The following is a 26,117-nucleotide window of genomic DNA, read 5'->3' as shown; positions in this document are numbered from 1 at the left end:
ACCACCAGCCCCGAGCCGACCGGCCGGGGCTTCGTCACGTCTGGAGCACCTATGGCCACACCCCTGTCCGCTGACGCCTTCGTGGCAGCGCTGAAGGCCGAGGGCGTGCACGTCGCCGAGTACCCCGGCTGGCGCACCCGCTCCCGGGACGCTGCCACCGGCAAGACCTTCGGCCCGGTCCACGGCGTCCTCATCCACCACACCGCCGCCACCAGCTCCCTGGACATCGTCGCCAAGACCGGCCGCGCGGACCTGCCCGCGCCGCTCGCCCACGGCCACCTCGCGAAGTCGGGGCTCGTCACCATGTGCAGCGCCGGCCGCGCCAACCATGCCGGGCTCGCCGCGGTGAACGCGTACAACGCGATCCTCAACGAGTCGGTGACGCACCCGGCCCCGTCGAAGGCGTCCGGCACGGTCGACGGCAACGACTGCCTGTACGGCCTGGAGATCGAGAACCTCGGCAACGGCAAGGACCCCTACCCCGAGGCGCAGTACGACGCCGCGGTCCGGTGGGCCGCCGCGCTCTGCCGCGCGCACGGCTGGGGCGCCAACTCGGTCGCCGGCCACAAGGAGACGTCGGTCGAAGGGAAGGTCGACCCGTCCTTCGACATGGCCAAGTTCCGTACCGACGTGGCCGCTCGACTCGCACACCCCGCCAGCTGGAGCCCCAGCAGCGGCACCGACGACACCGACACCAAGGAGCCCAACGTGGCCGGCTTCGACCGCACCGACCTCAAGACCTTCGCCACCACCGACGGCGTGTTCCTCGCACCGAAGGACGCCGCCGACTACAGCGACGACCCCAACAACGCAGGCCACTACTGGTCGTTCGGCACCCACGTCATCGGCCAGACCACCAAGCTGCGCGCCCTCGAGGCGGCCGTCGCCGAGAACGGCCGGAAGCTCGACAAGCTGACCCTCGCCGTCCAGGCCCTGGCCGCCGCCCTCACGAAGGAGTCCTGACCCATGAGCGACGCAGCCAAGCGCACCGCACGCACCGTCCTGCAGACCACCGTCGGTGTCGCCGTGGCCCTACCCGGGATCGTCGACGCATCCGGGATCCCCGCCTCGCTTCCGTGGGCGGCCGGGGCGCTCGCGGTCGCCGGCGGTCTCGCCCGGGTGATGGCGCTCCCGACCGTCCAGGCCCTGCTCCCGTCGTGGCTGCGCACCGACGACACAGCGAGCCGCCAGTGACCGCCCCAGCGGAGCCGTCGGGTGTCTACATCTCGTCGGCCCAGATGTATCAGGAGCTGAGATCCCTGAGCGATGGCGTGAACCGAGTGGAGACGAAACTCGACACCATCGCCCAGGGCCTCACCGAGGTCAGCAAGGACGTCGCCGACCACGAGTCCCGCCTGCGGACCCTGGAGCACACCATCTGGCGCGCGGCCGGCGGTGCTGCCGTCCTCGGCGCGGCTGCCGGAGTGCTCGCCCAGTTCCTCATGCGCTGACAGCGGCCCCGCTCTCCTCCGGGAGGGCGGGGCCGCTTTCGTGCGTCCAGGGTCAGCCCAGAGCGTCGATGGCCTTCACGATCAGGGCGCGCGCCTCGGCCCCGTACACGGCCATGCCGCGCAGTTCCTCGAACGCCGTCAGATAGAGGGCGATCTCCACAGGCTGATTGATCCGAACCCGGGCGGACACAAGCTCGACAGACACGAGCCTGTCGTCGTACACGTGGAAGGTCTCGCGCGGCCACTGCTCTCTCGGAGGTGCCGACATCGGGACGATGCCGAGCGAGATCTGCGGCAGCGCGCCCGCCGTCATCAGATATCCGAGCTGAGCCGCCATCGCATCGGCATCACACACCTGGTACCGCAGGGCCGCCTCTTCGATGACGAAGACACACTGGCGCCCAGGCTTGTGGATGACCCGGCTACGTTCGACGCGGGCCCGGGCCGCCTCTGCGCTGTCGTCCACCGGGATCCGCCGGAACCGGGCACTGATACCGAGGACTCCCGCCGCATACCCCTCCGTCTGAAGCAAGCCGGGCACCAGCGATGACGAGTACACCCGGAACAGTCGAGTGTCCTGGAACAGCCGAGGCTCCATTCCCTGGAGCGCTTTGAGGCCGGCGCGTACCTGAGTGCGCCACTCGGTGTATACCGATTCGGCGTTACGGGAAGCGGCGATCAGAGCTTCCGCCTGGTCGTCGGCGCCGCACGCCTGGCACCATGCCCGGATGTCTGCGACTGAGGGCGCGGTGCGGGCGTTTTCAACGCGAGAGGTCTTGGCGTAGTGCCAGCCGCACCGGTCGGCCAGCTCGACCACCGTCAGTTCGGCGTCCTGCCGGAGTTCCTTGAGACGCCTTCCTACAGCCTCGCGCGCGGCCTGCGCCGAGGACGATGGTGATGCGGGCATGAGCTGGCCTGTCCAGTGTGGTGTGTTATCGGATCTCGTACTGCTCGTGCGCGGTCGCCCGTTCCCACACCGCGTCGAATGCGGACGCGCACAGCTTGACCGTGGCCGGGTCCTCGTCCAGTGCGTGCCCGGTGAGGGCGCCGTCGCCGCTGAAGAATCCGAAACGGACCAGCCTGTTGTCGAAGAGCCAGAAGTCGTTGCCGGGCAGGGCGATGTCGGATGCCCGGCGGCGCGGCAGCCAGCGGACCTGTTCCCCAGCGGCAAGATTGACCGGGGTGCCGGCGTGCTCGTAGCGGATGTAGTCGGTCACCGGTTCGGAGATGATGCGGGCCCGGCTCACGGCCACGCCGCGGGTCACAGCGCGCCGGACCACGCTGGTCCATTCCCGCCAGTAGTCCGAGTCAGGGTCGTCCGGCCGTTTGCCGGTCTTCAGCCAGTGCTGGAATTCGCTGGTCTCCTTGGAGACCGCGTAGACGTCCCGCATCTCCAGGTGCACAGCGGAGTGTTGGGCGGCGTCGAGCAGTTCACCGATCGGCGGAACGCTCAAGGTCATCGCATGCCTTTCGGAGGATGTGCACCATGCGTGCGGGGATCCGGATGATGGTCTCGTGCGGTGGGACTCCGTGCGCGTGCCCGGGCGCGGTGCCGGCCTCGCTGTAGACGCGTGCTTCTTCGTCCGGTGTGGCGGTCCAGCCTTGGAGCAGAAGCTCTTGTTTGTCGGTGTCGATCCATACCGTCGGGCTGTCGCCAGTGTCGGTGTCAGGGTCGATCCCCGAGAACTGTAGGGGCATGCCAGCCTCCCGCGATCAGTGTTTGCAGCCGTGTGCACCACCATTTCTCTGTGTGTGGAATGACGTCAAGGGCGCGAAGGAGTCAGGCCTTAGCCCCTGGAAGTCGTCTGCAAAAGGCTGCACATCTATGGCGCCCGGAGAGGGCGGCTTCCTAGCGTCGGGGGATACGACGAAACCCCGGCGAGGCGGCGGAGCCTCCCGGGGCGCGGCCAACGCTGTTGAGGAGCGTCGACATGGCAGAGACTACGCAGCCCGCGATCCCCCAGGCCAGCCTCACCGGGGTCGGATGGTGCCACTGGCACAAAGGCCTCGGCGAAGACGTCCGGGTGATCCAGGTGGTGGAGGTCCCGTCCGGGCCGGGAGCCCAGCACTCCGCCTGCGCCCGCTGCCGCCGGCTGCGCCGCCTAGTGCCGTTCGCCGACCAGCCGTGAACGCTGCCGAGCTGAAGCCCTCGGAACTGCCCGACGCCACGAAGCTCACCCGCGCCCAGCACTCCGGGTGGGCGTGCGTCTTCTGTCACGCCGGCCTCTGGAAGGGCGCCGTCAAGGCGGGCCGCGCCGTCGGGTTCATCGGCGCCCACGACCTGAGCATCGACGTCTACGCCTGCGCCGGCTGCGCGCCGCAGCTGGGCCTCACCGAACGACTGCCGGAAGGTGCCCCGCGATGAAGCAGATCAGTGCGGACACGAAGGAGCGCGTGGCCAACGCCAACGGGGACGGCTACCGGGCGGCCGGCCTCTGCGCGTCCCGGCACTCCAGCGGCGCTCTGTGCACTCGCAGCGCCAAAGACCGCCACGGCTCCGGCAAGCACGGCAACCCGTATATCCGCAGCGGGCCGATGGACGCTGTCGGCCTGCGCTGGTAGAACCCCGGGCCCGGCGCAGACGGCGTGCCGGGACCGGTCCGACGGCCGCCTGTTCCCCCCGAGCAGGCGGCCGTTTCGCGTCTCCGTTGTGGTGCGCGGGGGAGTGCGGGACAATGGAAGAGGCCCAGTTCAGGGCACCTACCGGGTAGGGCATCTGCGTGAGCGGTGCGTGAGCGGAGGTCCCGATGGGGGCCGGAATGACCGGAGTGGATCAGAGACTCACCCCGCTCCGACCAGGCATTCTCAGACTGGCCGGAGCATCTCAGAGCGAGCCGGAGTAAAACCCTGGCACTTGTAATGCGTAGGTCGTCGGTTCGAATCCGACAGGGGGCTCAGAACGTAAAGGGCCAGGTCACGTTGTTTGTGACCTGGCCTCTTCTGTTATGTGCGGTCAGCTGGAGGTGGGGAAGTCGAAGCCGGCGGTGAGCTGCTGCCTGGGCTCGGGCCAGCGGGTGGTGACGACCTTGGGGCGGGTGTAGAAGCGGATGCCCTCGGGGCCGTGGATGGGGTGGTCGCCGATGAGGGAGTCCTTCCAGCCGCCGAAGGAGTAGTAGGACATGGGGACGGGGACGGGGACGTTGATGCCGATCATGCCGACCTTGATGCGGCGCTGGAAGCGGCGGGCTGCTTCGCCGGAGGCGGTGAACAGGGCGGTGCCGTTGCCGTAGGGGTTGGCGTTGATGAGGTCGATGGCCTCGTCGAGGGTGTCGGTGCGGACGATGGCGAGGACGGGGCCGAAGAGCTCCTCCTTGTAGGCGTCCATCTCGGTGGTGACGTGGTCGAGGAGGGACGGGCCGGTGAAGAAGCCGTCGGCGTACGCGGGGTCGTCGAGCTTCAGGCCTCGGCCGTCGACGATCACGGTCGCGCCCTGGGCGGCGGCCACCCCGATCGCGTTCTCGACGCGCTCCTGCGCGGCCTTGGTGACCAGCGGGCCCATCTCGGTGCCGGGGACGTCGCCGGGGCCGACCTTCACCTCGCCCGCCTTGCGCTCCAGGGTCTGGACCAGGGCGTCGGCGGCGTCGCCGACCGCGACGGCGACGGAGACGGCCATGCAGCGTTCGCCCGCGGAGCCGTAGGCGCCGGCGGTGAGGTGGTTGGCGGCGAATTCCAGGTCGGCGTCGGGGAGGACGACGGCGTGGTTCTTGGCGCCGCCGAGGGCCTGGACGCGCTTGCCGTGGGCGGTGGCCTGCTCGTGCACGTACTTGGCGATGGGCGTGGAGCCGACGAAGGAGACGGCCTCGATGCCGGGGTGGGTGAGGAGGGCGTCGACCGCGTCCTTGCCGCCGTGGACGACGTTGAAGACGCCGTCGGGCAGGCCGGCCTTGCGGTAGAGGTCGGCGACGAAGTTCGCGGCGGAGGGGTCGCGCTCGGACGGCTTGAGGATGAACGTGTTGCCGGTGGCGATGGCGACCGGGTGCATCCACAGCGGGACCATCGCGGGGAAGTTGAAGGGGGTGATGCCGGCGACGACGCCGAGGGGCTGGCGGAAGTTGTGGACGTCGACGCCGCGCGAGACCTGGTCGGAGAAGGAGCCCTTGAGCACGTCGCCGAGACCGCAGACGTACTCGACGACCTCGCGGCCGCGGGTGATCTCGCCGCGGGCGTCGTCGACGGTCTTGCCGTGCTCGGCCGAGATGATCCGGGCGAGTTCCTCCTCGTGGTCGACCAGCAGCTGGCGGAAGGCGAACATGACCTGGGTGCGCTGGGAGAGGGAGGAGTCCTGCCAGGTCTCGAACGCGGTCGCGGCGGCCTGGACGGCGGCGTCAACCTCGGGGGCGCTGCCGAGGACGACGCGGGCCTGCTCGGCGCCGGTGGCCGGGTTGTAGACGGGGGCGGTGGTCTCGGTGGTGACCTCGGCGCCGTTGATCCAGTGCGGGATGGTGTTCACAGCGGGGGTTTCCTTAGAGGTAGTGGCGCTGGGTCTGCTTGTGGGCGGTGTAGGTGGCGTGCGCGGCCCGGGTGGTGTCGAGGGCGGAGACCTCGCTGACGGGGACGTCCCACCAGGCGTGGCCGGGCGGGTTGGGGCCGTAGAGGTCGGTCTCGACGTGCACGACGGTGGTGCGGGTGGCGGCCTTCGCCTTGTCCATCGCGGAGCGGAACTCCTCGACGGTGGTGGCGTGCAGGACGTCCGCGCCGAGGGAGGAGGCGTTGGCGGCGAGGTCGACGGGGAGGACGTCGCCGTCCAGCTGGCCCGAATCGCCGTTGCGGTAGCGGTACTTGGTGCCGAACCGCTGGGAGCCGAGGGATTCGGAGAGGGCGCCGATGGAGGCGAAGCCGTGGTTCTGGACCAGGACGATGATGACCTTCAGGCCCTCGGAGACCATGGTGACGATCTCCTGGGCCATCATCAGGTACGAGCCGTCACCGACCAGGACGACGACCTCGCGGGAGGGGTCGGCCATCTTCGCGCCGACGCCGGCGGCCACCTCGTAGCCCATGCAGGAGTAGGCGTACTCCACGTGGTAGGCCTTCGGGTCGCGGGCCCGCCACAGCTGCTGGAGGTCTCCGGGCATGGAACCGGCCGCGTTGATGACCACCGCGCGGTCGTCGAGGACGTCGTTCAGCGCGCCGAGGATCTCGGTCTGGGCCGGGAGCGGGCTGTTTCCTACGGTGAAGCAGGCGTCCTCGATCTGCCGTGTCCGGGCGATCAGTTCACGGGTACGGCGGCGGTAGGACTCGGCGACCTCCCAGCCGTCCAGGGCTCCGGCGAGGGCCTGGATACCGAGGCGGGCGTCCGCGACCAGGGGCTCCGCCGAGTGCTTGACGGCGTCCAGGCGGGCCACGTTGAGGTTGACGAACGTGACGTCGGGGTTGCCGAAGACGGTGTGGCTGGCGGTGGTGAAGTCCGAGTAGCGGGTTCCGATGCCGACGACGACGTCCGCCTCGCGGGCCAGTTCGTTCGCCGCGTACGACCCCGTGGAGCCGATGCCGCCGACCGCGTAGGGGTGGTCCCACGGCACCGCGCCCTTGCCGGCGTGGGTGTCGGCGACCGGGATGCCCGTGGCCTCGGCGAAGGCGCGCAGCGCGGTCTCGGCACCGGAGTACACGGCGCCGCCACCGGCCACGATCAGCGGCTTCTTCGCGTTCTTCAGCAGCGCCACGGCCCGCTCCACAGCGGCCGGTTCCGGCACCGGGCGGCCCACGTGCCAGACCCGGCGGCGGAAGAAGGAGAGCGGCCAGTCGTAGGCCTCGGCCTGCACGTCCTGCGGGAGGGCGAGGGTGACGGCGCCGGTCTCGACCGGGTCGGTCAGCACCCGCATGGCCGCGAGGGCGGCGGGGATGAGCTGTTCGGGGCGCTGGACGCGGTCGAAGTACTTGGATACGGCGCGGAAGGCGTCGTTGACGGTGACGTCGCCGCCGCGGGTGTCCTCCAGCTGCTGCAACACGGGATCGGCCGCGCGGGTGGCGAACATGTCGGAGGGGAGCAGGAGGACCGGAAGGCGGTTGGTCGTCGCCAGGGCCGCGCCCGTGATCATGTTCGTCGAACCCGGGCCCGTCGAGGCCGTGCAGGCGAAGGTGGCCAGGCGGTCGCGCATCTTGGCGTAGGCCACCGAGGCGTGGACCATGCCCTGTTCGTTGCGGGCGAGGTAGTAGGGCAGGTCGGCCTCGCCGGTGGTGGCGGCCTGGAGGAGGGCCTGGCCGAGGCCGGCGACGTTGCCGTGGCCGAAGATGCCCCACACGCCGGGGATCAGGCGCTGTTCCTGGCCGTCGCGCTCGCTGTACTGGGCGGCCAGGAAGCGCACCAGGGCCTGGGCGGTGGTCAGTCGTACGGTGTTCATCGGTCTTCTCCGAAGGGCAGCCGGTCGTCCACGTCCTGGGAGTCCCAGGTGCCGCGTACCCAGCCGTGGGCGGGGTCGTCGCAGATCAGCCAGGCGCGGTCCGGTCCCGGTCCCGCCATGACGTTGAGGTAGTAGAGGTCGTAACCGGGCGCGGCGATCGACGGGCCGTGCCAGCCGTGCGGGATCAGCACGGTGTCGCCGGAGCGGATCTCCGCGAGCACGTCGATCGGGCGGTCCGGGGTGCCGTAGACCCGCTGGTAGCCGAAGGCGTCCTCGCCGCCGGAGATCTCGAAGTAGTAGATCTCCTCCAGCTCCGACTCCTGGCCGGGCCGGGCCTCGTCGTGCTTGTGCGGCGGATACGACGACCAGTTCCCGCCGGGGGTCAGCACCTCGCACACCAGCAGCTGCTCGGCGTCGAAGGTGCCGGGCAGGCAGTAGTTGTTGACCTGCCGCGAGCACGCCCCGGCGCCGCGCAGCTCGACGGGGACGTCCTCCTTGCGCCCGTACCGAGCCGAGTGACCTCCCTGCTCGGTACGGGCGGAGGGCAGCGCGAACCGTCCGCCGGCCGCGCTGCTGATGAGGGCCTCCGACGCGCGCGGCAGGTACGCGAAGTCGGTGGCGGAGGCGAACACGCCCGTCCGCCCGGCGAGTTCGAAGGTGCCGCCGTCCGTGGTGACGGTGCAGGAGCCCGTCAGCGGCAGCACCAGGAACTCGGAGTCCCGGGTGGACAGGGCGTGCGTGCCGCCCGGCGCCAGGGTCAGGATCCTGAGGCCGGAGTATCCCCAGCCCGCCGACTCCGGCGTGATGTGGACGTCGTAGGGGCCGTCCGCCGAAGTCCCCTTCGGCAGGTGGTACGTGCCGTTGTCGCTCACAGCAGGCTCACCGCCTTGTCGACGGCACCGGCGACGTCGCCGCCCGCCGGGTAGAGCAGGGAGCGGCCGACGACCAGACCCTGCGCGGTCGGCTGCTTCAGCGCCCTGCCCCAGGACGCGAACGCCGCCTCGGCGTCCTTGACCTCGCCGCCGAGCAGCAGCGCGGGCAGCGTCGAGGCCGCCAGGACGCGTTCCATGTTCTCGACGACCGGCAGCTTCAGCCAGGTGTAGGCGGTCCGCCGGCCCAGGCCCGACGCGATGGTGATCGACTTGATCACGGCGTCGGTCGACAGGTCGTTGCGGATCCTGCCGTCCTGCCACTCGGACAGGAACGGCTCGACCATGGCGATCAGGCGCCGGTCGTTGAGCTCGTTGACGGCGCGGGCCGTCTCCGCCAGCACCGAGGGGGTCGCCGGGTCGGACAGCGCGATGCGGGTGAGCATCTTGCCGCCGTCGAAGCCCAGGTCGGCGATGGTCTCGGCGTCGTACCCGGTGAACCGGTCGTCGATCTCGAAGACCGAGCCCGCCAGGCCGCCGCGGTTCATGGAGCCGAAGACGGACTTGCCGTCGAGGACGCCGAGCAGGAGGAGGTCCTCCAGGATGTCGGCGGTGCCGAGGACGCCGGTGACGCCCGGGCGTTCCAGGGCGGTGCACAGGCGGTCGAGGAGTTCGAAGCGGTCGGCCATGGCGTTCGGGTCGTCGCCGACGCCGTTGGCGCCGCGGGCCGGGTGGTCGGCGGCGATGATCATGGCCTTGCCGTGCTCGCCAAGGAGCGAGGTGGCCTTCACGCGCCGTTCGGCGGCCGCCGCGATGGCGCCGGGGTCGTTGACCCGGGCGTCCACGATGCGGTTCAGCTTCTCAGACAGCACGGGGCACCTCGTCGAGCTTGACGTTGACTTCGGCCTCGGTGGGCATCGCGTCGGAGCAGGACAGCCGGCTCGCGACGATGGCGCCGGCCGCGTTCGCGAAGGAGACGGTGCGCCGGGTGTCCCAGCCGGACAGCAGGCCGTGGCAGAGGGCGCCGCCGAAGGCGTCACCCGCGCCCAGGCCGTTGACGACCTCCACCGGCACGGGCGGGATCTCGGACGCCGTCCCGTCCCGGTCCACGGCCAGGACACCCTTCGGGCCCTGCTTCACCACGGCCAGCTCCACGCCCGCCGCAAGCAGCGCCTGCGCGGCGGCATAGGGCTCGCGCTCGCCGGTGGCGATCTCGCACTCGTCGAGGTTGCCGACGGCCACGGTGGTGTGCCGGAGGGCCTCGGCGTAGTAAGCGCGGGCCTCCGCCGGGTCCGCCCAGAACATCGGGCGCCAGTCGAGGTCGAAGACCGTCGTGCCGGACTTCGCCCGGTGGGCCAGGGCGGCGAGCGTGGCGGAGCGGCTGGGCTCCTCGCTCAGCCCGGTGCCGGTGATCCAGAAGATCCCGGCGTCCCGGACGGCCCGCAGGTCCAGCTCCTCCGGGTGGATGTCCAGGTCCGGGGCCTTCGGCAGGCGGTAGAAGTACAGCGGGAAGTCGTCCGGCGGGAAGATCTCGCAGAACGTCACCGGGGTCGGCGCGATGTCCGACGTGCCGACGAACCGCGCGTCCACGCCGTAGCCGTCGAGGGCCTTGCGGACGAAGTCGCCGAAGGGGTCCCGGCCCGTCTTCGTGATCACCGCCGCGGAACGGCCGTACCGGGCCGCCGCGACCGCGACGTTGGTCGGGCTCCCGCCCAGGTACTTGCCGAACGAGTCGACCTCGGCCAGCCCCACGCCGGTCTGGAGTGGGTACACGTCCACTCCGACGCGGCCGATGGTGAGCACTTCGAACGACATCACGCTGGCTTCCCTTCATGCCCCTGGCGGTTCATTCCGAGAAGAGTATGTCATGACATACTTATGTCAATACCGAGGTGAGGGTGAAGGCGGCGCGGAAGGCGTCCAGGGCCGCGTCGGAGTCGTCGCGGGCCCAGCCTTCGAGGCCGATGACGCCGGTGTAGCCGAGGCCGTGGAGGGCGCGGGCGACGGCGGGGTAGTGGATCTCGCCGGTGCCCGGTTCGCAGCGTCCGGGGACGTCGGCGACCTGGATCTCACCGATGTACGGCAGCGCCCGGCGGCAGAGTTCCACGAGGTTCCCCTCGCCGATCTGGGCGTGGTAGAGGTCCAGGTTCATGCGCAGGTACGGGCTGTCCACGGCACGGACGAGGGCCAGGGTGTCGGCGGCGCGGGCGAAGGGGGTGCCCGGGTGGTCCACGGCCAGGTTGAGGTTCTCGAGGGTGAAGACGCGGCCCGCGGCCTCGCCCAGTTCCGCGACGCGCCGCAGGGTGTCGGCCGCCGTGAGCCACATGTCGGGCGTGACGACCTCGACGGGGCGGACGGGGAGGCCCTTGTCGTCGAGGCCGGTGCCGTGCAGGTTCAGGCGCGGGGAGTCGATGCGGGCGGCCGCCTCCAGGGAGGTGCGGGCCGAGGAGAGCAGCGCCTCGATGCCGTCGGGGTCGGTGAGGTCGCCGGTGAGGTAGCCGGTCATGGAGGAGAAGGTCGCGCCGGTGGCTGCCAGGGCGTCGAGGTCCTTGGCCGACCAGTCCCAGATCTCCACCTGGAAGCCGCGCTCGGCGATCCGGGTCACGCGCTCGGTGAACGGCCGGTCCCGGTAGAGCATTTCGGCGCTGGCGGCGAGGACGAAGGGGGAGGAGGTCGGGGTCATGCGGTCACCTCGGCGATCGTGACGGGGCGGTCGGTCTGCACGCTGCGGATCGCGGCGAGGGCGATGGACAGGGCGCGGCGGGCGTCGTGGCCGGTGACGGCGGCCGGGTTCTTGTGGCGGACGGCGTCGGCGAAGGCGGCGAGCTCGCCGACGTACGCCTCGCGCAGCAGGTCGGTGTCGCGGCGGGCGGTGTCGATGTGGATGCCCTGGGCGCCGTAGAAGGTCATGTTCGTGGTGCGGGCGTCGCCGGCGGTCACCATGCCCTCGGAGCCGAAGACCTCGGCGCGTACGTCGTAGCCGTAGAGCGCGCAGAAGGAGGCCTCGGCGGTGGCGATGGCGCCGTTGTCGAAGCGGACGGTCACGACCGCGGTGTCCAGGTGGCCCTGGTCCTTGGCGTCGGGGCGGACCAGGGCGTCGGCGGTGGCGTGGACGCTCAGCGGCTCGGCGCCGGGGTTGAGCCAGCACAGGGTGTCGAAGTCGTGGATGAGGGTTTCCAGGAAGATCGTCCACTGGGGGATGCGCGCCGGGTCGGCGGTGAAGGGGCCCGGGTCGCGGGTGAGCGAGCGCAGCAACTGCGGGGTACCGATGCGCTGTTCGTCGATCGCCGTGCGGGCGGCGGCGAAGCCGGGGGCGAAACGCCGGTTGAAGCCCACCTGGAGCACGACACCGGCCGCCTCCGCGGCGGCGATCGCGCGGTCGGCGTCCGCCAGGGTCACCGCCATCGGCTTCTCGACGAAGACGTGCTTGCCGGCCTCGGCCGCCGCGACCACCAGGTCGGTGTGGGCGCGGGCCGGTGCGGTGATGAGCACGCCGTCGATGTCGTCCCGGTCGAGGACCTCGTGCACGTCGGTGGTGGCCAGGGGCGCGCCCAGTGCGGTGGCGAGGCGTTCGGCGGCGCCCGCGACCGGGTCGCTGACCGCGGCCAGCCTGACGCCGGGGATGTGCCGGGCGACGATCTCGGCGTGGTTCGACCCGATGCGGCCCGCGCCGATCGTGGCCAGGCGCAGCGTGTGCGTGTGCGTGTGCGTCTGCGTGTGCGTGTGCGTCTGCGGGACGGGCCGGAGGCGGCCGGGGGAATTGTCAGCGACGACCATGTCGGTGCTCCCAAAACTAGTACGTTCTAGTCTGGAAGGTAAGTGGGCGCCGGGAAATCGGTCAAGGGGTCGATATGCTCGGCCCGAGGCCGCCGTCGGGCCCGGCGGCGGGGCCGTATTCGACCAGGTAGGGGAGTGGCGACGTGACGAAGTCGGACGACGACGCCCGCGGCGGCGCCGAACCGGCGCCCCCCGCGCAGGTCGCCGCCGCCGGCTCCGCGGCCGACTCCGCCATCGACTCCACCGCCGGCTCCGCACGCGAGCGGAAAAGCCGTCCGACCATGGCCGACGTGGCCAGGGCCGCCGGTATGTCCACCGCCCTGGTCTCGATCGTGATCCGCGGTGTCCCCGGGGCCAGCGACGAGACCCGGCGGCGCGTGCTGCGGATCGCCGACGAGCTGGGATACGTCCCCGACCAGCGCGCCCAGAAGCTGCGGCGGTCCAGTTCGCGGGTGCTCGGTGTCGTCTTCGAGCTCCAGCAGCCCTTCCACGGCGACCTCGTCGAGCATCTCTACGCCGCCGCGGCCCGGCACGGCTACGAGGCGGTGATCAGCGCGGTGGCCCCCAGCCGTGCGGAGTCCACGGCGGTCAACGCCCTGCTCCGTGAGCGCTGTGAGGCCGCCGTCCTGCTGGGCAGCCGGCTGTCCGACGAGGAACTCGAACGCCTGGCCCGCCGGTTGCCGACCCTGCTCGTCGCCCGCCGCAGCGGACTGGCGAGCGTGGGGTCCGTCCGCGGTGACGACATGGTGGGCATCAGACTCGCGGTCGACCACCTCGTCGGCCTCGGCCACCGGCGGATCGCGCACATCGACGGGGCCGGGGCCCCGGGCAGCTCCGACCGCCGGCTCGGCTTCCTCCAGGGGATGGCGGACCACGGGCTGGCCGACTCGGCCGACGTGCTCGCGGGCGGTCTGACCGAGGAGGCCGGGGCGGAGGGTATGCGCTACCTGCTGGACCGTCCGGTGCCGCCGCCCACCGCCGTCATCGCCTTCAACGACCGGACGGCCACCGGTGTCCTGGACGTTCTCGCACATCGGGGCCGCAAGGTGCCCGGGGAGATCTCCGTCGTCGGCTACGACGACTCGCGGCTGGCGAAGATGCCGCACGTGCAGATGACCACCGTCTCCCAGGACGCGGCCGGCATGGCGGACGCCGCGGTGACCGCGGTACTGGATCTCATCAAGGGCGGCACCCCGCAGGAGACCGTGCTCACGCCCCGCCTGGTCGAGCGCGCGACGACCGGCCCGGCGCCGGCGCCTCGCTGAGCCGTACTGACCGCACGGCTCTAGAACGTTCTAGCGTGGGCGGAGGGCGTCCTGGACGACCTGGAGCAGCCCATCGGCACCCTCTCCGGCGGCCGGCGCCTCGGCACGCTCGAACTCAGCGCCGAACTCGCCGCCCCCGCCGGAAGGAAGCTCTGAGACGAGATCCGGTTGAGGACCGTGTCGGCGGTGTGCCGAATTCCGCTCACCGTGATCGGTACGTCACAGCAGCGTCGACCGAACCGTGAAGCCCTCTCCGCCGTAGAGGGACTCGTAGTGAATTTCTATGAACATTCTCCGAGAAATCAGTTCCCAAAACCAGCGGTGTTCCTCTTCGTTGTAGTCATCGATATGCAAGAGGTAGGTTTTCTGGCCGATGAGAATAGCGGAACCTTCGGCCAGGGTCGCTACCATCGGTCGAAACGGTAGGGTGCGGGCTATTGCGCGGTAGGTGCTCAGGTCCCATGGGCCGATGACCTCCCCGTCGAATGTAATCACGGTCTTGGTGACGATTGCCGGGCCGAGGCCGGCGTTGACGACCTCCAGTCGGGCCTTTTTGTCCGCGAATCCTTTGACTCTCTGGACCTGTAACAGTGGGCGCACGGACTGCCGGTTGTGTTTGCGGGTTGTCGTTGTTTGAAGCCAAGTGGCCCAGAGGGAACCAAGTGCTATCACCGTTGGGGGCCGTCCGCGGGCAGGTTCAATGACCGGCAGGATGCGGCGAGGTTGTCGGACGCATCCGCGGACCTGCCTGATGCGGCCTGTCAGCCAGTCGTCACCTCAGTGCCGGCCCGCCACCCGGTCCGCGACCCGGGCCAGGCGGGACGACTCGGTGCTCGGGTGGAGGCGTTCGCGCTGGTCGGCGGCGCGGTAGGTGGCGTACATGCCCTGGACGCCGAGCCAGCGGAAGGGTTCGGGCTCCCACTTGCGGACCTTGTGGTTCACCCAGGGCAGCTCGGTGAGGTCGGTGCGGCCGGCCTGGCCGGAGTCGAGCTGGACGAGGTCCCGGAGGGTTCGGGCGGCCAGGTTGGTGGTGGCGACGCCGGAGCCGACGTAGCCGCCCGCCCAGCCGAGGCCCGTCGAACGGTCCAGGGTGACCGTCGCGCACCAGTCGCGCGGCACCCCGAGCACCCCGGACCAGGCGTGCTCGACCGCGACCCCCGCCAGGGACGGGAAGAATCGGACGAGGATCTCGCGGAGGGCGTCGATGGTCGCCTCCTGGGTCCGGCCGTCGTTGTCGGTGCGGGATCCGAAGCGGTACGGCACCCCGCGCCCGCCGAGCGCGATCCGCCCGTCGGCCGTGCGCTGGGCGTACATGTAGGCGTGCGCCATGTCGCCGAGGGTCTCCAGGCCGTTCCAGCCCACCGACTCCCACTGCTCCTCCGTCAGCGGCTCGGTGGCGATCATCGAGGAGTTCATCGGCAGCCAGGTGCGCTTCTGGCCCTTGAGGTTCGCGGTGAAGCCCTCGGTGCAGCGCAGGATGTAGGGGGCGCGGACCGTGCCGTAGGGCGTGACGGCGTGCTGGGGCCGGATCTCGGTCACGGGCGTGGACTCGTAGATCTCGACCCCGAGTGACTCCGCGGCCGCGGCCAGGCCCTTCACCAGCTTCACGGGGTGCAGCCGGGCGCCGTGCGGGGTCCAGGTCGAGCCGACCGCGTCGGCGACGCGGATCCGCTCCCGGGTCTCCCCGGCGCCGTACAGCTCGCGGTCCTTCTCGCCGTACGACAGCTCGTGCGCGTGGAAGGCCTTCAGACGGGCCAGTTGAGCCGGGGTGGTGGCCACTTCGAGGACCCCGCCCTTGTGCAGGTCGGCGTCGATGCCCTCGGCCGCGGCGACCGCCACGACCTCGTCGACGGTCTCGTTCATGGCCTTCTGCAGGCGTACGGCGGCCTCCTGGCCGTGCAGCGCGGCGTACCGGTCGCGGCCGGCGATGCCGTTGTAGAGCCAGCCGCCGTTGCGGCCGGAGGCGCCGTAGCCGCAGAACTTCTGCTCCAGGACGGTGACATGGAGGAAGGGGGCGGCCTTCTTCAGGTAGTACGCGGTCCACAGGCCGGTGTAGCCACCGCCCACGATCACCACGTCCGCCGACGTGTCACCGGCGAGCGGCTCCCGCACCGCCGGGAGACCGTCGTTCGCGTACCAGAAGGAGATGCCGCCGTTGACGACCCTGCTTGCCGAGCTGCTCATGGCCGGACGTTAACCCTTGAGGGCGGCCAGTGTCTCCTTCGGATTCCATGCTTTTCCGCGCCCTCTGGCCAGCGGATAGCAGGCGAGACCGATCAGCGCGGCGACGAAATGCCCCAGGTCGGTGAAGGTCGGCGACTCGGTCAGCGGCAGGCCGTAGACCAGCAGGACGACGACGATGTACGCGTACCGCCAGGGCGTCACGATCCGGTAGGCGAGCACCCCGATCACCCCGGCCAGCGCGTAACTCACCCCGATGTCCAGGGTGTTGACCGCCGAGTGCGGGGCGATGCCGTCGTGGATGCCCTTGAGCAGCGCGCCCTCGCTGATCAGGGTGGCCAGCACGTGCGCGGTCACGCACACCGCCAGCCAGCGCACCGTCCCCAGCCAGCGTTCCGCCGGTGCGTGGAAGACGGTGTAGAGGAAGGCGTACGGCACCCAGTGGCCGCCCTCGATCCACATCGCGCTGGCGACCAGCACCCGCACCGGATTGTCCGACAGCTCACGGAGGTTGGTGGACCGCTGCCGCAGGAACTGCTGCTCGAACTCCGGCGACATGTGGTGCAGCGCGACGGTCGTCACGAAGAGGATCGCCAGCCAGATGTACGTGCCGGGGGCGCTGCGGACGTACGCCCACACCCTGCCGCCGAGACCCCGGAAATTTCCCATGAGGCGATTCATGCACGGCCGTGCCGTCGTATGGGTGATTGACATACCGATTGACATACCGGAGGAGCGGATCGCCCGGATGCCGGGGACTGCGGACGCCTGGGGGCGGGGGCCACGCGGTCGGGCGGCTGCGGCGCCGTCGTGGCCGGTCGCGCAGTTCCTCCCCCAGCCTTCGGCCGGGGGTGCCCCCAGCGCCCCAGGGGTCGGTCTGCGGATCCTTGGTTTCAGGCGACCGGCTCCGGTACCGGGGACTCGGCCGGGACGTCGTGCCGGGGCGGCTTCGCCGTTACCAGCGCGCCCGCGACCAGGGCGGCCAGCAGCATCACGCCGACCGCCCACCAGATGGCGACCGTGTAGCCGTGTACGACGGCCTGCGGGACGACGGCGGCCCTCTGCGCGGGGTTGTGGAGGTGGGCGGCGAGATAGGTGGCGCTGCTGCTGGTGGCGATCGTGTTGAGCAGGGCCGTACCGATGGAACCGCCCACCTGCTGCGAGGTGTTGACGGTGGCGGAGGTGACGCCGGAGTCCTGCGCGGCGACGCCGGAGGTGGCGGTGGCGAAGACCGGCATGAACGTCAGGCCCATGCCGAGGCCCATCAGCAGCAGGGCGGGCAGGATCTCGGTGGGGTAGGAGGAGGAGACGGTGATCCGGGTCAGGAGCAGCAGGCCACAGGCGGCGAGGAGCAGGCCGGGGACCATCAGCAGGCGCGGGGCCACGCGGTGCAGCAGGCGCGCCGATATCTGGGTGGAGCCGACGATGATCGCCAGGGTGAGGGGGAGGAAGCCGAGGCCCGCCCTGACCGGGGAGTAGCCGAGGATGATCTGCAGGTAGTAGGTCAGGAAGAGGAACAGCCCGAACATGGCGACGGTGGCGAGCGCCATCGTCAGGAAGCTGCCCGCGCGGTTGCGTTCCTTCACGATGTGCAGGGGCAGCAGGGGGCTGGGCGCCCGGTTCTGCCACCAGACGAAGGTGGCGAGGAGTACGACACCGGCCGCGAACAGGCCCAGCACCAGCGGGTCGGACCAGCCGCGCGGCTGCGCCTCGCTGAAGCCGTAGACGATCGCGACGAGTCCGCCGCAGCCGAGCAGCGCGCCGGGGACGTCGAGCCGGGCGCCGCTGGTGCCCGGGCGGTCGTGCAGCAGGGCGGAGGCGCCGAAGACGGCGAGGACCGCGATGGGCACGTTGACGTACAGGCACCAGCGCCAGTCCAGGTACTCGGTGAGCAGCCCGCCGACGATGAACCCGATCGCCGAGCCGCTGCCCGCGAGGGCGCCGTAGATGCCGAAGGCCTTGCCGCGCTCCCGGGGGTCGGTGAAGGTCGTCGTCAGCAGGCTGAGCGCCGAGGGGGCGAGGACGGCGGCGAAGACGCCCTGGAGGGCGCGGGCGCCGAAGAGCATCCCCTGGCTCTGGGCGGCACCGCCGAGTGCGGAGGCGGCGGCGAACCCGACCAGCCCGATGACGAAGGTGCGCTTGCGGCCGACCAGGTCGGCGATCCGGCCGCCCAGCAGGAGCAGCCCGCCGAAGGCCAGCGTGTAGGCGGTGATCACCCACTGCCGGTTGCCGTCGGACATCCCCAGGTCGCGCTGTGCGGAGGGGAGGGCGATGTTCACGATCGTCGCGTCGAGGACGACCATCAGCTGGGCGAGCGCGATGACCACCAGGCCCCACCAGCGGTGGGGATCGGCCTGGCCGGAGGGCGATTCACCCGTTCGGGCGCTGCTCATTGGGTCAGAAGACCACGAATCAGGACGGGTCGCATCCTGGGGTGTGCTGTTCCTGGTCACGGTTCCAGTACCACCTTTCCGATCGTCGCCCTGGTCTCCAGGGCGCGGTGTGCGGTTGCCGCCTCCGCCAGCGGGAAGCGCGTCACGGCGGGCCGCAGCCGGCCGTGGGCGGCCTCGGCGAGGGCGCGGAGTTCGAGGGTGCGCAGCGGGTCGGGGCCGCCGGTCCGGCGGAGCATCGCGGGGCCGAGGACGCGCTCCGAGAGCCCGTCGACGAAGTGGCCCCGGCCGTTGCCGATCCCCTCCGCCGACCAGCCGAAGACGAGGTGCCGGCCGCCGTCGCCGAGCAGGGCCACGGCCTCCCGGGCGACCTCGCCGCCGACGCCGTCGAGGACGACGGTGACGCTCCCGGCGTGCTCGCGGACCCGGTCCGGCCAGCCGGGGTCCGTGTAGTCGAGGGCGAGGTCGGCGCCGTCGGCCCGGACTCGCTCGACCTTCTCGGGGCCGCCCGCGAGGCCGATCACGGTCGCGCCCGCGTGCTTCGCGTACTGCACGAGCAGGGTGCCGACACCGCCGGCGGCGGCCGGGACGAGCACCACCGACTCCGGCCCCGGCTCCACGAACTGCAGGATGCCGAGGGCCGTACGGCCGGTCCCGATCATGGCGACGGCCTCGGGGAAACCGAGGTTCGCCGGGACCTCGTGCAGTCGCTCGACCTCGGTGACCGCGAGTTCGGCGTAGCCTCCCGGCGCGAAGCCGAGATGGGCGACCACGCGCCGGCCGAGCCACAGCCCGTCCACGCCGTCGCCGAGCGACTCGACGACCCCGGCGACCTCGCGGCCGGGGATCGTCGGCAGCACGGTCGGCCGGGGCGCCGGGCCCTGATGACCCGCCCGCAGCGCGGTGTCGAGCAGATGGACACCGGCCGCGGCGACCGCGATCCGCACCTGCCCCGGACCCGGCACCGGGTCCTCGGTCTTCTCATGGACGAGGTTCTCGGCAGGCCCGAAGGCGTGCAGAACGATGGCGTGCACAGGGACTCCCCCCGGTACTGGACGAACCAGCCGCTGGACGAACCAGTTGCCGGCCGATCTGACGGGTCGACTCTTCGGCCTCAAGCGCGCTTGAGGTCAAGGGCGGTTGCCGAGGACGTGCCTTCCTCGCTGATACGACGGATCGAGGCGGCCGGAATGTGACATGGCACCGGGGCCGCGGGGCGTCGTCGCAGGTCACGCCGATTGTCAGTGGGGGGCGGCAAGATGGGGGCATGGCGAGGACAGCGGCCGGTGGGGCCGGCGGTGGCAGGGTGAAGGGCGCGCGGCGGCCGGAGGTACGGCTGCCCCCGCTGGAGCCGTGGAACGACGGCGAGCTGGAGCCGGACGGGGACTACGACGGGCTGGAGTTCCGGGACGCGGACTTCGTCGGGCAGGACGCCGCGGGCGCCCGCTTCATGGACTGCGCGCTCACGGGCTGCGCCTTCGACGAGACGGGACTGCGCCACACCCGCGTGCTGGACACGGTCCTCACCGGCATAAGAGGCGTCGGCACGAACCTGGCCGAGGCGACCCTGCGCGACGTCGAGCTGATCGACGCCCGCCTCGGCGGCACCCAGCTGCACGGCTCCGTCCTGGAGCGCGTGGTCATCCGAGGCGGCAAGATCGACTACCTGAACCTGCGCAAGGCCAAGCTCAAAGACGTCGTCTTCGAGGGCTGCGTCCTGGTCGAGCCGGACTTCGGCGGCGCGGTCCTGGAGCGGGTGGAGTTCACCGACTGCACCCTGAAGGAGGCCGACTTCAACGGGGTGACCATGAAGGACGTCGACCTGCGCGGCGCCGCGGAACTGGGCATCGCGAGAGGGGTGGAGCGACTGGCCGGGGCGGTGATCAGCATGTCCCAACTGCTGGATCTGGCACCGGTGCTGGCGGGCCAGCTGGGCATCCGCGTCGAGTGACGACCGACGTAAGGAAGCGCCCCGCAAGGGGCGCGAGGCTGTATTTGATCTGCGGCTACCGCCGCGTGGGCGCGACCAGCCCCCACCGGCCCGCAGCCGCGAATCGGCCGAACCACTCAGGTCGGCGGCGCGGGCGCCGCCCTTCGCAGGCCCAACTGATCATCCGGGTCCTGAAGCAACGTCGTCCGAGCGCCGAGCATCCCCCGCACCACCGGCTCCGGCATCCGGATCACCACCGGCCGGGGCAGGGTCAGTTCGCGCACGGCGGTACCCGCCCGGCCGGACCGCACCCGCCGGCTGACGCTCGCCACCACCCGTACGTCCAGCGTGAACTGGACCAGGACCGAAGCGAACTTGGGCTTGTGCAGCGGCATCGAGCCGGAAGCGTTCGCCGCCAGTCCGGCGCCGCCGCCCGCGCCGCCGGCGTTGCCCATCAGCTGGTTGAGGCGGAACTCGTCGGCGTTGAGCAGCCCCGCGCCCGCCAGTCCGCGTGCCGACCTGCCGTGGTCGGCGGAGCTCAGGCCGTCCGTCTGGGTGGGCCGGGGCGCGTCCAGGTGGCTCTGCCCCACCGTCTCGAAGGTCATCTTGTCGCCGACGCCCAGCACCCGCCCGTCCCGCAGCCGCGCGTGCAGGGACGCCCGCAGGTCCTGGCCCTCCACCCCGGTGGCGTGCACCGGCGGCAGCTCCGCCCCGGCGGAGGTCAGCAGCGGCAGCGCCGCGATCAGCCACTCGGTGGAGACGGCCTCGTGCAGGGTGTAGGCGGCGGCCTGGCCCTTGGCCCGGAAGCGGTCGCCGCCGCCCGCCTCCCGGACCGCGGAGTTGACCAGCTCCCGTATCTGCGGGGCCCCTTGGAAGCCGTTGACCTGCGCCTCCATCGGCAGCCGCACCCCGCCGGAGCGCCAGGCGCCGAGTGCGGCCGGGCGGGCGCCCGGCGGACCGGGGGCGGGGGCCACCGGGGCGGGGCGCGGGGCGGTCATCCGGCTGAGGGCGGCCAGGTCCTTGTCGAGGACGCGATGGGTCAGCTCCTGGCGGCCCAGTGAGACCACGGCCAACCGGCGGTCGCCGCGATGCAGTTCGAGGGTCGCCTCGATCGGCACGCGCATCTTCGACGACGGCGCGGTCTTCGCCTCGGCGACCGTCTTCATGCCGAGCTGACCGCGGCCGGCCGTGCCGGAGCGCCGTGAGCTGCCGGAGCCGACGCCGAGGCCTGCCGCGCCGCCCGTGCTCTTCAGCTGCCCGGCCCCGCCCTCCGGTTTGCCGGAGCCCGAGAAGATCCCCTCCAGGCCGGTCGTCACGCCTTCGTCGTGTGCGGCGGCCTGCTGGGTCACGGCCGCGGTGATGTACTCCAGGTCCCGGCCGTCGTCCGCCGCACCGTCGTAGCCGCCGTCGCCCAGGCGGTTGACCTTGAACACCGCCCAGTACGGGGTCCTACGGCCGTCGAACAGCTCGACGGTGACCCCGCCGTCCATCGCACCGGACAGCAGCCCGGTGCTGCCGTCGCGGTCCAGGACCCGCAGCAGCCGCTGCACGTTGTCGTTGCGGTCGGCCAGCTGCTGCCGGGGCAGCAGGTCCTCGGCCAGACCCTGCTGCCCGCTCTCCACGAGCCGGGTCCGCAGCCGGGCCAGCAGCGGCACGAAGTTCGGCAGGTTCTCGACCATGCCGAACCCGAGCGGCAGTCCGCGGCCGAAGGAGGGTCCGGTGCGGGGCGGGGCGGAGGTGGAGGAACCGGGGGCGCTGGTGGTACCGGCGATGCGGGACCCTGAGGCGGCAGTGGCGCGCCCCTTCTCCCGGGACTCCCGCTCGGTGCCGGCTCGGGAGCTCTCGGCGGGCCGGGTGGTGCGGGACCCGGCGATGTCGGTGGCGCGCTTCCCGGCGGTGTCCGCAGTGCGGCCCCCGGCCGTGTCCGCAGCGCGGTCCCTGGCCGTGTCCGCAGCGCGCCCCTTCTCCCGGGACTCCCGCTCGGCGCCGGCTCGGGAGCTCTCGGCGGGCCGGGTGGTGCGGGACCCGGCGATGTCGGTGGCGCGCTTCCCGGCGGTGTCCGCAGTGCGGTCCCTGGCCGTGTCCGCAGCGTGCCCCTTCTCCCGGGACTCCCGCTCGGCGTCGGCTCGGGAGCTCTCGGCGGGCCGGGTGGTGCGGGACCCGGCGATGTCGGTGGCGCGCTTCCCGGCCGTATCCGCAGTGCTCCCCCCGGCCGTGCCCGCAGTGCGGCCCCCGGCCGTATCCGCAGTGCTCCCCCCGGCCGTATCCGCAGTGCGGCCCCCGGCCGTGTCCGCAGCGCGCCCCTTCTCCCGGGCCGCGCGTTCCGCACCCGCCCGGGAGCCCTCGGCCGGTCGGGGCCCGGGTCGGGAGGGCGGCGGGGTCATCAGGGCCGGTTCCGGGTCGAGTTTCAGTTGGCGGCGGATCGGTGCGGGGAGCTGGGCCTCGGTGAGCCAGACCGCGGCCTCGGCCGGCAGGGTGCGGGCGGCCGTCGCCACGTAGGGGCCGCCGCCGGTGACCTTGACCTCGGCGACCATGGTGACGAGGAGGTCGCACTGGACGAGGTAGAGCGGCGCCTTCTTCGGTGTGTGGGCGTTGCGCTCGACCGTGCCGGACAGGGCCGCGGACCGGGTGTCGCCCGCGCTGGTGGTGCGGCTCCCGGAGAGGCCCTGGCCGAGCCGCCACTCGGCGTCGTTCTCGGAGCCGGTGGCGCCGAACTGCCAGGTGCTGGTGGTGCCCTGCCCCTCCTGGCCGGCCGCCTGATGGCCGCCGAGCACGAAGGTCTCGGTGCCGGGACCGGCGCCCCGGTGCACGAACTTCGGGTTGGTCAGGGTGAGCCGGGTGCCCACGGCCCCGTTCAGCGCGGCGAGCCGGCGCGGATACCGCAGGTTCTTCACCACCCACCCGGAGGACGCGGCCTGCCGTAGCGCGGCCGTGATGGCCTGCGGCCCGAACCGCTCCTCGATCGCCAGCCGGGGCGCGAGCCCCTCCGCCGCCAGCGCGGGATCCTCCCGTACGCCCTTGTTGCGGGCGGCGGCCTTGGACAGCAGCTGGAAGGCGAGATCGCGGACGGCCCGGCCGTCGCCGACCGTCTCCACCAGCTGCCAGTCCCGCAGCGGCTGCCCGACGGACGGCCGGGGCACCAGCGTGGCCAGGTCGCCGATGCCCTCGGCGGTGACCGCGTGCTCGGGGCGCGGGGCCTGCGCCCGCCGCCGGTCGCCCACCGCGTCCTGCCGCCGCTTGCCCTCCTCGTCGAGGGTGAACTCGGCCGGGGTGACCAGCCGTACGTCCTGCTCGTCCAGGCGCAGGCCCGCCAGCGGGGTGGCCTCCGGCGCGTCCTGGCCCAGGGAGTCGGGGGTGAGGGCGCGGCCGAGCTTGCGCTGCCGGGAGGTCATGGTGACGTCGACATCGAGGCGCAGGGCGGCCCCGAAGGTGGCGGCCTGCTCGGAGCCGTTGGTGAGGACGTCCGTGCGGGTGGTGGGGCCCGCCTGGTTGCGGCGGGTGCCGGAGCGGTGCCGTTCGTAGCGGGCCGAGCCGGTCAGGATCCCGGGGACGATCCTGGCCTGGCCGAGCACCAGCCCGCCGATCGAGCGGGAACTGCTGCGCCCGCTCTGGGTGTTGCCGGTGACCCCGGCGTGGCTGCGCACCAGCCAGTTGTCGGTGTCGCCGCGGTAGCCGGTCTCGCGGAGCTGCCCCCGGACCCGGAGCTGCACGTCGTGCGCGTGCAGGGTGGTCTTGCGGCGCAGCCGCACCCGGATGCCGGTCGAGGTGAGCTGGTCCTTGTTGACCCGCAGGTTGGTCTCCGACAGGGCGGCCATCAGCTCCCGGTGGTTGTGCCGCTGGAGGGCGGCCTCCTCCTTGGACGGCGGCGTGGCGGCCGTCTCCGTACCGAAGGCGGGAAGGTAGCCGGCCAGCCGGGGATCGGTCGCGAACAGCTGCTGTACGGCCCGCACCATGGGTCCGGTGTCCAGCTGGCTGAGGGTGACGCTGGAACCCAGGGCGCCGAAGGGGAGGTGCCGCTCGACGTCGACCTCGGCGCCGTTCTCGTCGGTCCGCTTGGGTTTCTCGATGAACTCGCCGGCCTCGGTGCCGGGCGGCAGCGGCAGTCCGAGCGACTGGGCCTCGTCGGCGCGCAGGCTCATCCACACCCGCATCGAGTGCCGGGCGACCCGGGTCCCCGGGCGCAGGACCATCTGGGCCGAGCGCGGCCCCGTGCCCTCCACGGTGAGGTCGACGGTCGCGAGGTAGAGCACCTTGTCGCCGCGCACCTCCGCACCCTGCCGGCTGGAGACGGTCTGCTCGGCCACGGTGAACCGTGCCTTGCGGGCCGCCGCGACCGGCATGGCCGTACCCCGCAGCACGGCGGCGTTGCCTGCCGCTCCGATGCCGATGGCCGGGCCCAGACCGCCGGTGAGGGCGCGTCCCTTGCCTGCGCTCTCGGTGACCGTGTGCTGGGTCTGCTGGTGGGTGCGCAGCTGGGTTCCGCCGGTGCCCCAGGCGGGGGACATGCCGGTGATCACGGCGTGCAGGCGGTAACTGCCCACGCTGCTGCCGTCCTTGGACGCCAGGTCCTCGCCGGTCACGCCGTCGCGCAGCAGCCGGGGCAGGTCCTCCAGGACGGTCGCGGTGGCGGTCGCCTCGTAGAGCCGGGCGCGGCCGGGCGCCCCGGGGGCGGTGAGCGAGGGGTGCAGGACGGCGGCGACCGCGTCGAAGAGCCCGCCGCCGCCCTGGTGCGGGGCGGCGGTGTCGGTCACCGCGACCGGGGCCATGGAGTCGGCGAGCGAGACTTGCCGGGCGGTGTCCGCGCCGACGGCCCGCGGGGCGGCGGGCGCCTCGGTGCCGGCCGGGACGAGATGCTCGGTGGGCACGCGCTGGGTGAGGGTGCCCGAGCCGTGGAAGGTCTGCGCGTGCCGCGTCGCGTGCTGGGTACCCTGCTTCTTGATCCGTACGCCGTAGCGCACCTTGCGCGGTGCCTCGACCGAGCCCTTGTCGCTGCGCAGCACGCGCGGCTCGGCCACGTTCCGCTGGCTGCGCGACTCCCGCGAGGACTGCCAGGGCTGCGCGTTCGCCAGGGCGGCGCCGCCCAGCCACAGCCCCGGTACGACGGGCGCGAGCCCGAAGGCCATACCGCCCGCGCCCTTGCTGGACCCCCCGCTCGCGGTGGTCGCGACGGTGGCGGCGGTGTTGTGCTGGACGTCGACCTTGGTGTCCTTGCTCTCGGCCTCGTCCACCGGGGCGAGCGGCGCTCCGTCCGGGTCCGTCACCGCGTCGGCCAGCAGGTCCTTCGGGTGGAACACCGGCGGCCGGTCGTCTGGGGCGCGGGTGACGGTGACCGTGACGTCGTACCACTCCTTGCCGTCCTTGCCCTTCACCGCGAAGGCGCGCCCCTGCCCGTAGTACGCCTCGGGGCGGCCGGCCAGGTCGGCGGCGAGGGCGGCCACCGTGCCGTCGCGGTGGCCCACGACGGCGGCCAGCGCGTTTCCCACGAACTCGTGCCCGGTCAGCCCGTAGGCCGTGGACAGCCCGGCGGCCTGGAAGTCCATGAGGTACGGCGGCAGGACGAGCCCGGGCTCGGCGCGGTCGCGTCCCGTCGGCTGCCGGGTGACGGCACTGCTCCTGCCGCCCTGCAGCGCCAGTGTGGTGGCGGTGTTCCCCGCCCTTCCCTGGAGGGTGAGCAGAGCGTGCTCGGTGGGCCCTGTGGGTCCGGCGGGCCTGGCGGTGACCGCCGCCCGGGAGGCCTCGGAAGAGGTGTCTTTCCCGCCGTCGCCTGCCTGCCGCTCGGTCCGCACGGAGTCAACGTATGCACGGCCCGAACGGACCGTACGCCTTCCGCCGCCTCCGGCATCATTTGTCACTCCCGCCTCTACGGGCCGCCAACTCCCGTACACCCAGCGGTCGTTCAGCCTTCCGGAGCGG

At 72.0% G+C, this 26,117-nt stretch carries 24 protein-coding genes; 8 read left to right on the top strand and 16 right to left on the bottom strand.

The window, feature by feature from the left end:
• Window positions 1-51: 51 nt before the first annotated feature.
• The 3 genes from ACFZDK_RS24605 (at window position 52) to ACFZDK_RS24595 (ending at window position 1,451) form a co-directional block, all read left to right on the top strand.
• The gene (locus ACFZDK_RS24605) at window positions 52-963 is read left to right on the top strand and encodes an N-acetylmuramoyl-L-alanine amidase (protein WP_390975610.1); all 912 of its coding nucleotides are present in this window, start codon (window positions 52-54) and stop codon (window positions 961-963) included.
• Window positions 964-966: 3 nt separating this feature from the next.
• Window positions 967-1,194, top strand: coding sequence for a hypothetical protein (locus ACFZDK_RS24600; RefSeq protein ID WP_390975608.1), 228 nt, complete (start codon window positions 967-969; stop codon window positions 1,192-1,194).
• A gap of 77 nt (window positions 1,195-1,271) precedes the next feature.
• Window positions 1,272-1,451, top strand: a complete 180-nt coding sequence (locus ACFZDK_RS24595) for a hypothetical protein (RefSeq protein ID WP_390975606.1) — start codon at window positions 1,272-1,274, stop codon at window positions 1,449-1,451.
• A 52-nt stretch (window positions 1,452-1,503) separates the two neighbouring features.
• Here ACFZDK_RS24595 and ACFZDK_RS24590 read toward each other — a convergent pair whose 3' ends face one another.
• From ACFZDK_RS24590 to ACFZDK_RS24580, 3 genes are read right to left on the bottom strand one after another with little or no spacing between them, the layout of a single operon-like run.
• Window positions 1,504-2,358, bottom strand: coding sequence for a Scr1 family TA system antitoxin-like transcriptional regulator (locus ACFZDK_RS24590; protein WP_390975604.1), 855 nt, complete (start codon window positions 2,356-2,358; stop codon window positions 1,504-1,506).
• A gap of 25 nt (window positions 2,359-2,383) precedes the next feature.
• Window positions 2,384-2,911 carry a DUF6879 family protein gene (locus ACFZDK_RS24585; RefSeq protein WP_390975602.1) on the bottom strand — a complete coding sequence of 176 codons (528 nt, stop codon included), beginning with the start codon at window positions 2,909-2,911 and terminating at the stop codon, window positions 2,384-2,386.
• Complete coding sequence (locus tag ACFZDK_RS24580; RefSeq protein WP_390975598.1) at window positions 2,883-3,149, bottom strand: hypothetical protein; 267 nt, start codon at window positions 3,147-3,149, stop codon at window positions 2,883-2,885. Before ACFZDK_RS24580 ends, ACFZDK_RS24585 begins: the two co-directional genes overlap by 29 nt.
• A gap of 233 nt (window positions 3,150-3,382) precedes the next feature.
• Here ACFZDK_RS24580 and ACFZDK_RS24575 point away from each other — a divergent pair, with 233 nt between their 5' ends.
• Genes ACFZDK_RS24575 through ACFZDK_RS24565 form a run of 3 tightly spaced genes read left to right on the top strand, consistent with a single transcriptional unit; the run spans window position 3,383 to window position 4,013 of the window.
• Window positions 3,383-3,580 (top strand): hypothetical protein, encoded by a 198-nt coding sequence (locus ACFZDK_RS24575; RefSeq protein ID WP_390975596.1) that lies wholly within the window; start codon window positions 3,383-3,385, stop codon window positions 3,578-3,580.
• Window positions 3,577-3,816, top strand: coding sequence for a hypothetical protein (locus ACFZDK_RS24570; RefSeq protein ID WP_390975595.1), 240 nt, complete (start codon window positions 3,577-3,579; stop codon window positions 3,814-3,816). The genes ACFZDK_RS24575 and ACFZDK_RS24570 overlap by 4 nt, the downstream gene beginning before the upstream one ends.
• Window positions 3,813-4,013, top strand: a complete 201-nt coding sequence (locus tag ACFZDK_RS24565; protein WP_390975593.1) for a hypothetical protein — start codon at window positions 3,813-3,815, stop codon at window positions 4,011-4,013. Before ACFZDK_RS24570 ends, ACFZDK_RS24565 begins: the two co-directional genes overlap by 4 nt.
• A gap of 391 nt (window positions 4,014-4,404) precedes the next feature.
• Here ACFZDK_RS24565 and ACFZDK_RS24560 read toward each other — a convergent pair whose 3' ends face one another.
• The 7 genes from ACFZDK_RS24560 to ACFZDK_RS24530 form a co-directional block, all read right to left on the bottom strand.
• Window positions 4,405-5,901: a CoA-acylating methylmalonate-semialdehyde dehydrogenase gene (locus tag ACFZDK_RS24560; protein WP_390975591.1), complete on the bottom strand. Its 1,497-nt coding sequence runs from the start codon at window positions 5,899-5,901 to the stop codon at window positions 4,405-4,407.
• 13 nt (window positions 5,902-5,914) lie between these two features.
• Window positions 5,915-7,792 (bottom strand): 3D-(3,5/4)-trihydroxycyclohexane-1,2-dione acylhydrolase (decyclizing), encoded by a 1,878-nt coding sequence (gene iolD, locus ACFZDK_RS24555; protein ID WP_390975590.1) that lies wholly within the window; start codon window positions 7,790-7,792, stop codon window positions 5,915-5,917.
• The gene (iolB, locus tag ACFZDK_RS24550; RefSeq protein WP_390975588.1) at window positions 7,789-8,664 is read right to left on the bottom strand and encodes a 5-deoxy-glucuronate isomerase; all 876 of its coding nucleotides are present in this window, start codon (window positions 8,662-8,664) and stop codon (window positions 7,789-7,791) included. The genes iolD and iolB overlap by 4 nt, the downstream gene beginning before the upstream one ends.
• Window positions 8,661-9,530, bottom strand: coding sequence for an aldolase (locus tag ACFZDK_RS24545; protein ID WP_390975909.1), 870 nt, complete (start codon window positions 9,528-9,530; stop codon window positions 8,661-8,663). The genes iolB and ACFZDK_RS24545 overlap by 4 nt, the downstream gene beginning before the upstream one ends.
• Window positions 9,523-10,476: a 5-dehydro-2-deoxygluconokinase gene (gene iolC, locus ACFZDK_RS24540; protein WP_390975586.1), complete on the bottom strand. Its 954-nt coding sequence runs from the start codon at window positions 10,474-10,476 to the stop codon at window positions 9,523-9,525. Before iolC ends, ACFZDK_RS24545 begins: the two co-directional genes overlap by 8 nt.
• A 61-nt stretch (window positions 10,477-10,537) precedes the next feature.
• Complete coding sequence (locus ACFZDK_RS24535; protein ID WP_390975584.1) at window positions 10,538-11,344, bottom strand: TIM barrel protein; 807 nt, start codon at window positions 11,342-11,344, stop codon at window positions 10,538-10,540.
• Entirely contained in the window at window positions 11,341-12,438 is a 1,098-nt protein-coding gene (locus ACFZDK_RS24530; RefSeq protein WP_390975582.1) for a Gfo/Idh/MocA family oxidoreductase, read from the bottom strand. The genes ACFZDK_RS24535 and ACFZDK_RS24530 overlap by 4 nt, the downstream gene beginning before the upstream one ends.
• 143 nt (window positions 12,439-12,581) lie before the next feature.
• Between ACFZDK_RS24530 and ACFZDK_RS24525 the strand changes: the two genes are divergently transcribed.
• Window positions 12,582-13,703 (top strand): substrate-binding domain-containing protein, encoded by a 1,122-nt coding sequence (locus ACFZDK_RS24525; RefSeq protein ID WP_390975580.1) that lies wholly within the window; start codon window positions 12,582-12,584, stop codon window positions 13,701-13,703.
• A gap of 219 nt (window positions 13,704-13,922) precedes the next feature.
• On the opposite strand, the gene ACFZDK_RS24520 is transcribed toward ACFZDK_RS24525, so the two are convergent.
• The 5 genes from ACFZDK_RS24520 to ACFZDK_RS24500 form a co-directional block, all read right to left on the bottom strand.
• The gene (locus ACFZDK_RS24520; protein WP_390975578.1) at window positions 13,923-14,303 is read right to left on the bottom strand and encodes a hypothetical protein; all 381 of its coding nucleotides are present in this window, start codon (window positions 14,301-14,303) and stop codon (window positions 13,923-13,925) included.
• Window positions 14,304-14,480: 177 nt separating this feature from the next.
• Entirely contained in the window at window positions 14,481-15,887 is a 1,407-nt protein-coding gene (locus ACFZDK_RS24515) for an FAD-dependent oxidoreductase (protein WP_390975576.1), read from the bottom strand.
• Window positions 15,888-15,896: 9 nt separating this feature from the next.
• Window positions 15,897-16,553, bottom strand: coding sequence for a rhomboid-like protein (locus ACFZDK_RS24510; RefSeq protein WP_390975575.1), 657 nt, complete (start codon window positions 16,551-16,553; stop codon window positions 15,897-15,899).
• 224 nt (window positions 16,554-16,777) lie between these two features.
• Entirely contained in the window at window positions 16,778-18,277 is a 1,500-nt protein-coding gene (locus ACFZDK_RS24505) for a DHA2 family efflux MFS transporter permease subunit (protein ID WP_390975573.1), read from the bottom strand.
• 56 nt (window positions 18,278-18,333) lie between these two features.
• Window positions 18,334-19,308: a zinc-binding dehydrogenase gene (locus ACFZDK_RS24500; protein WP_390975571.1), complete on the bottom strand. Its 975-nt coding sequence runs from the start codon at window positions 19,306-19,308 to the stop codon at window positions 18,334-18,336.
• 233 nt (window positions 19,309-19,541) lie between these two features.
• On the opposite strand from ACFZDK_RS24500, the gene ACFZDK_RS24495 reads away from it, so the two are divergent.
• Entirely contained in the window at window positions 19,542-20,225 is a 684-nt protein-coding gene (locus ACFZDK_RS24495; protein ID WP_390975569.1) for a pentapeptide repeat-containing protein, read from the top strand.
• 116 nt (window positions 20,226-20,341) lie between these two features.
• On the opposite strand, the gene ACFZDK_RS24490 is transcribed toward ACFZDK_RS24495, so the two are convergent.
• Complete coding sequence (locus ACFZDK_RS24490; protein ID WP_390975567.1) at window positions 20,342-25,990, bottom strand: hypothetical protein; 5,649 nt, start codon at window positions 25,988-25,990, stop codon at window positions 20,342-20,344.
• Between the last annotated feature and the right edge of the window lie 127 nt (window positions 25,991-26,117).

It is taken from the genome of Streptomyces sp. NPDC007901 (genome assembly GCF_042959465.1).
GTDB lineage: Bacteria > Actinomycetota > Actinomycetes > Streptomycetales > Streptomycetaceae > Streptomyces.
The sequence above is the reverse complement of the archived record's forward strand: the minus strand, read 5'-3'. Positions and strand labels throughout refer to the sequence as shown.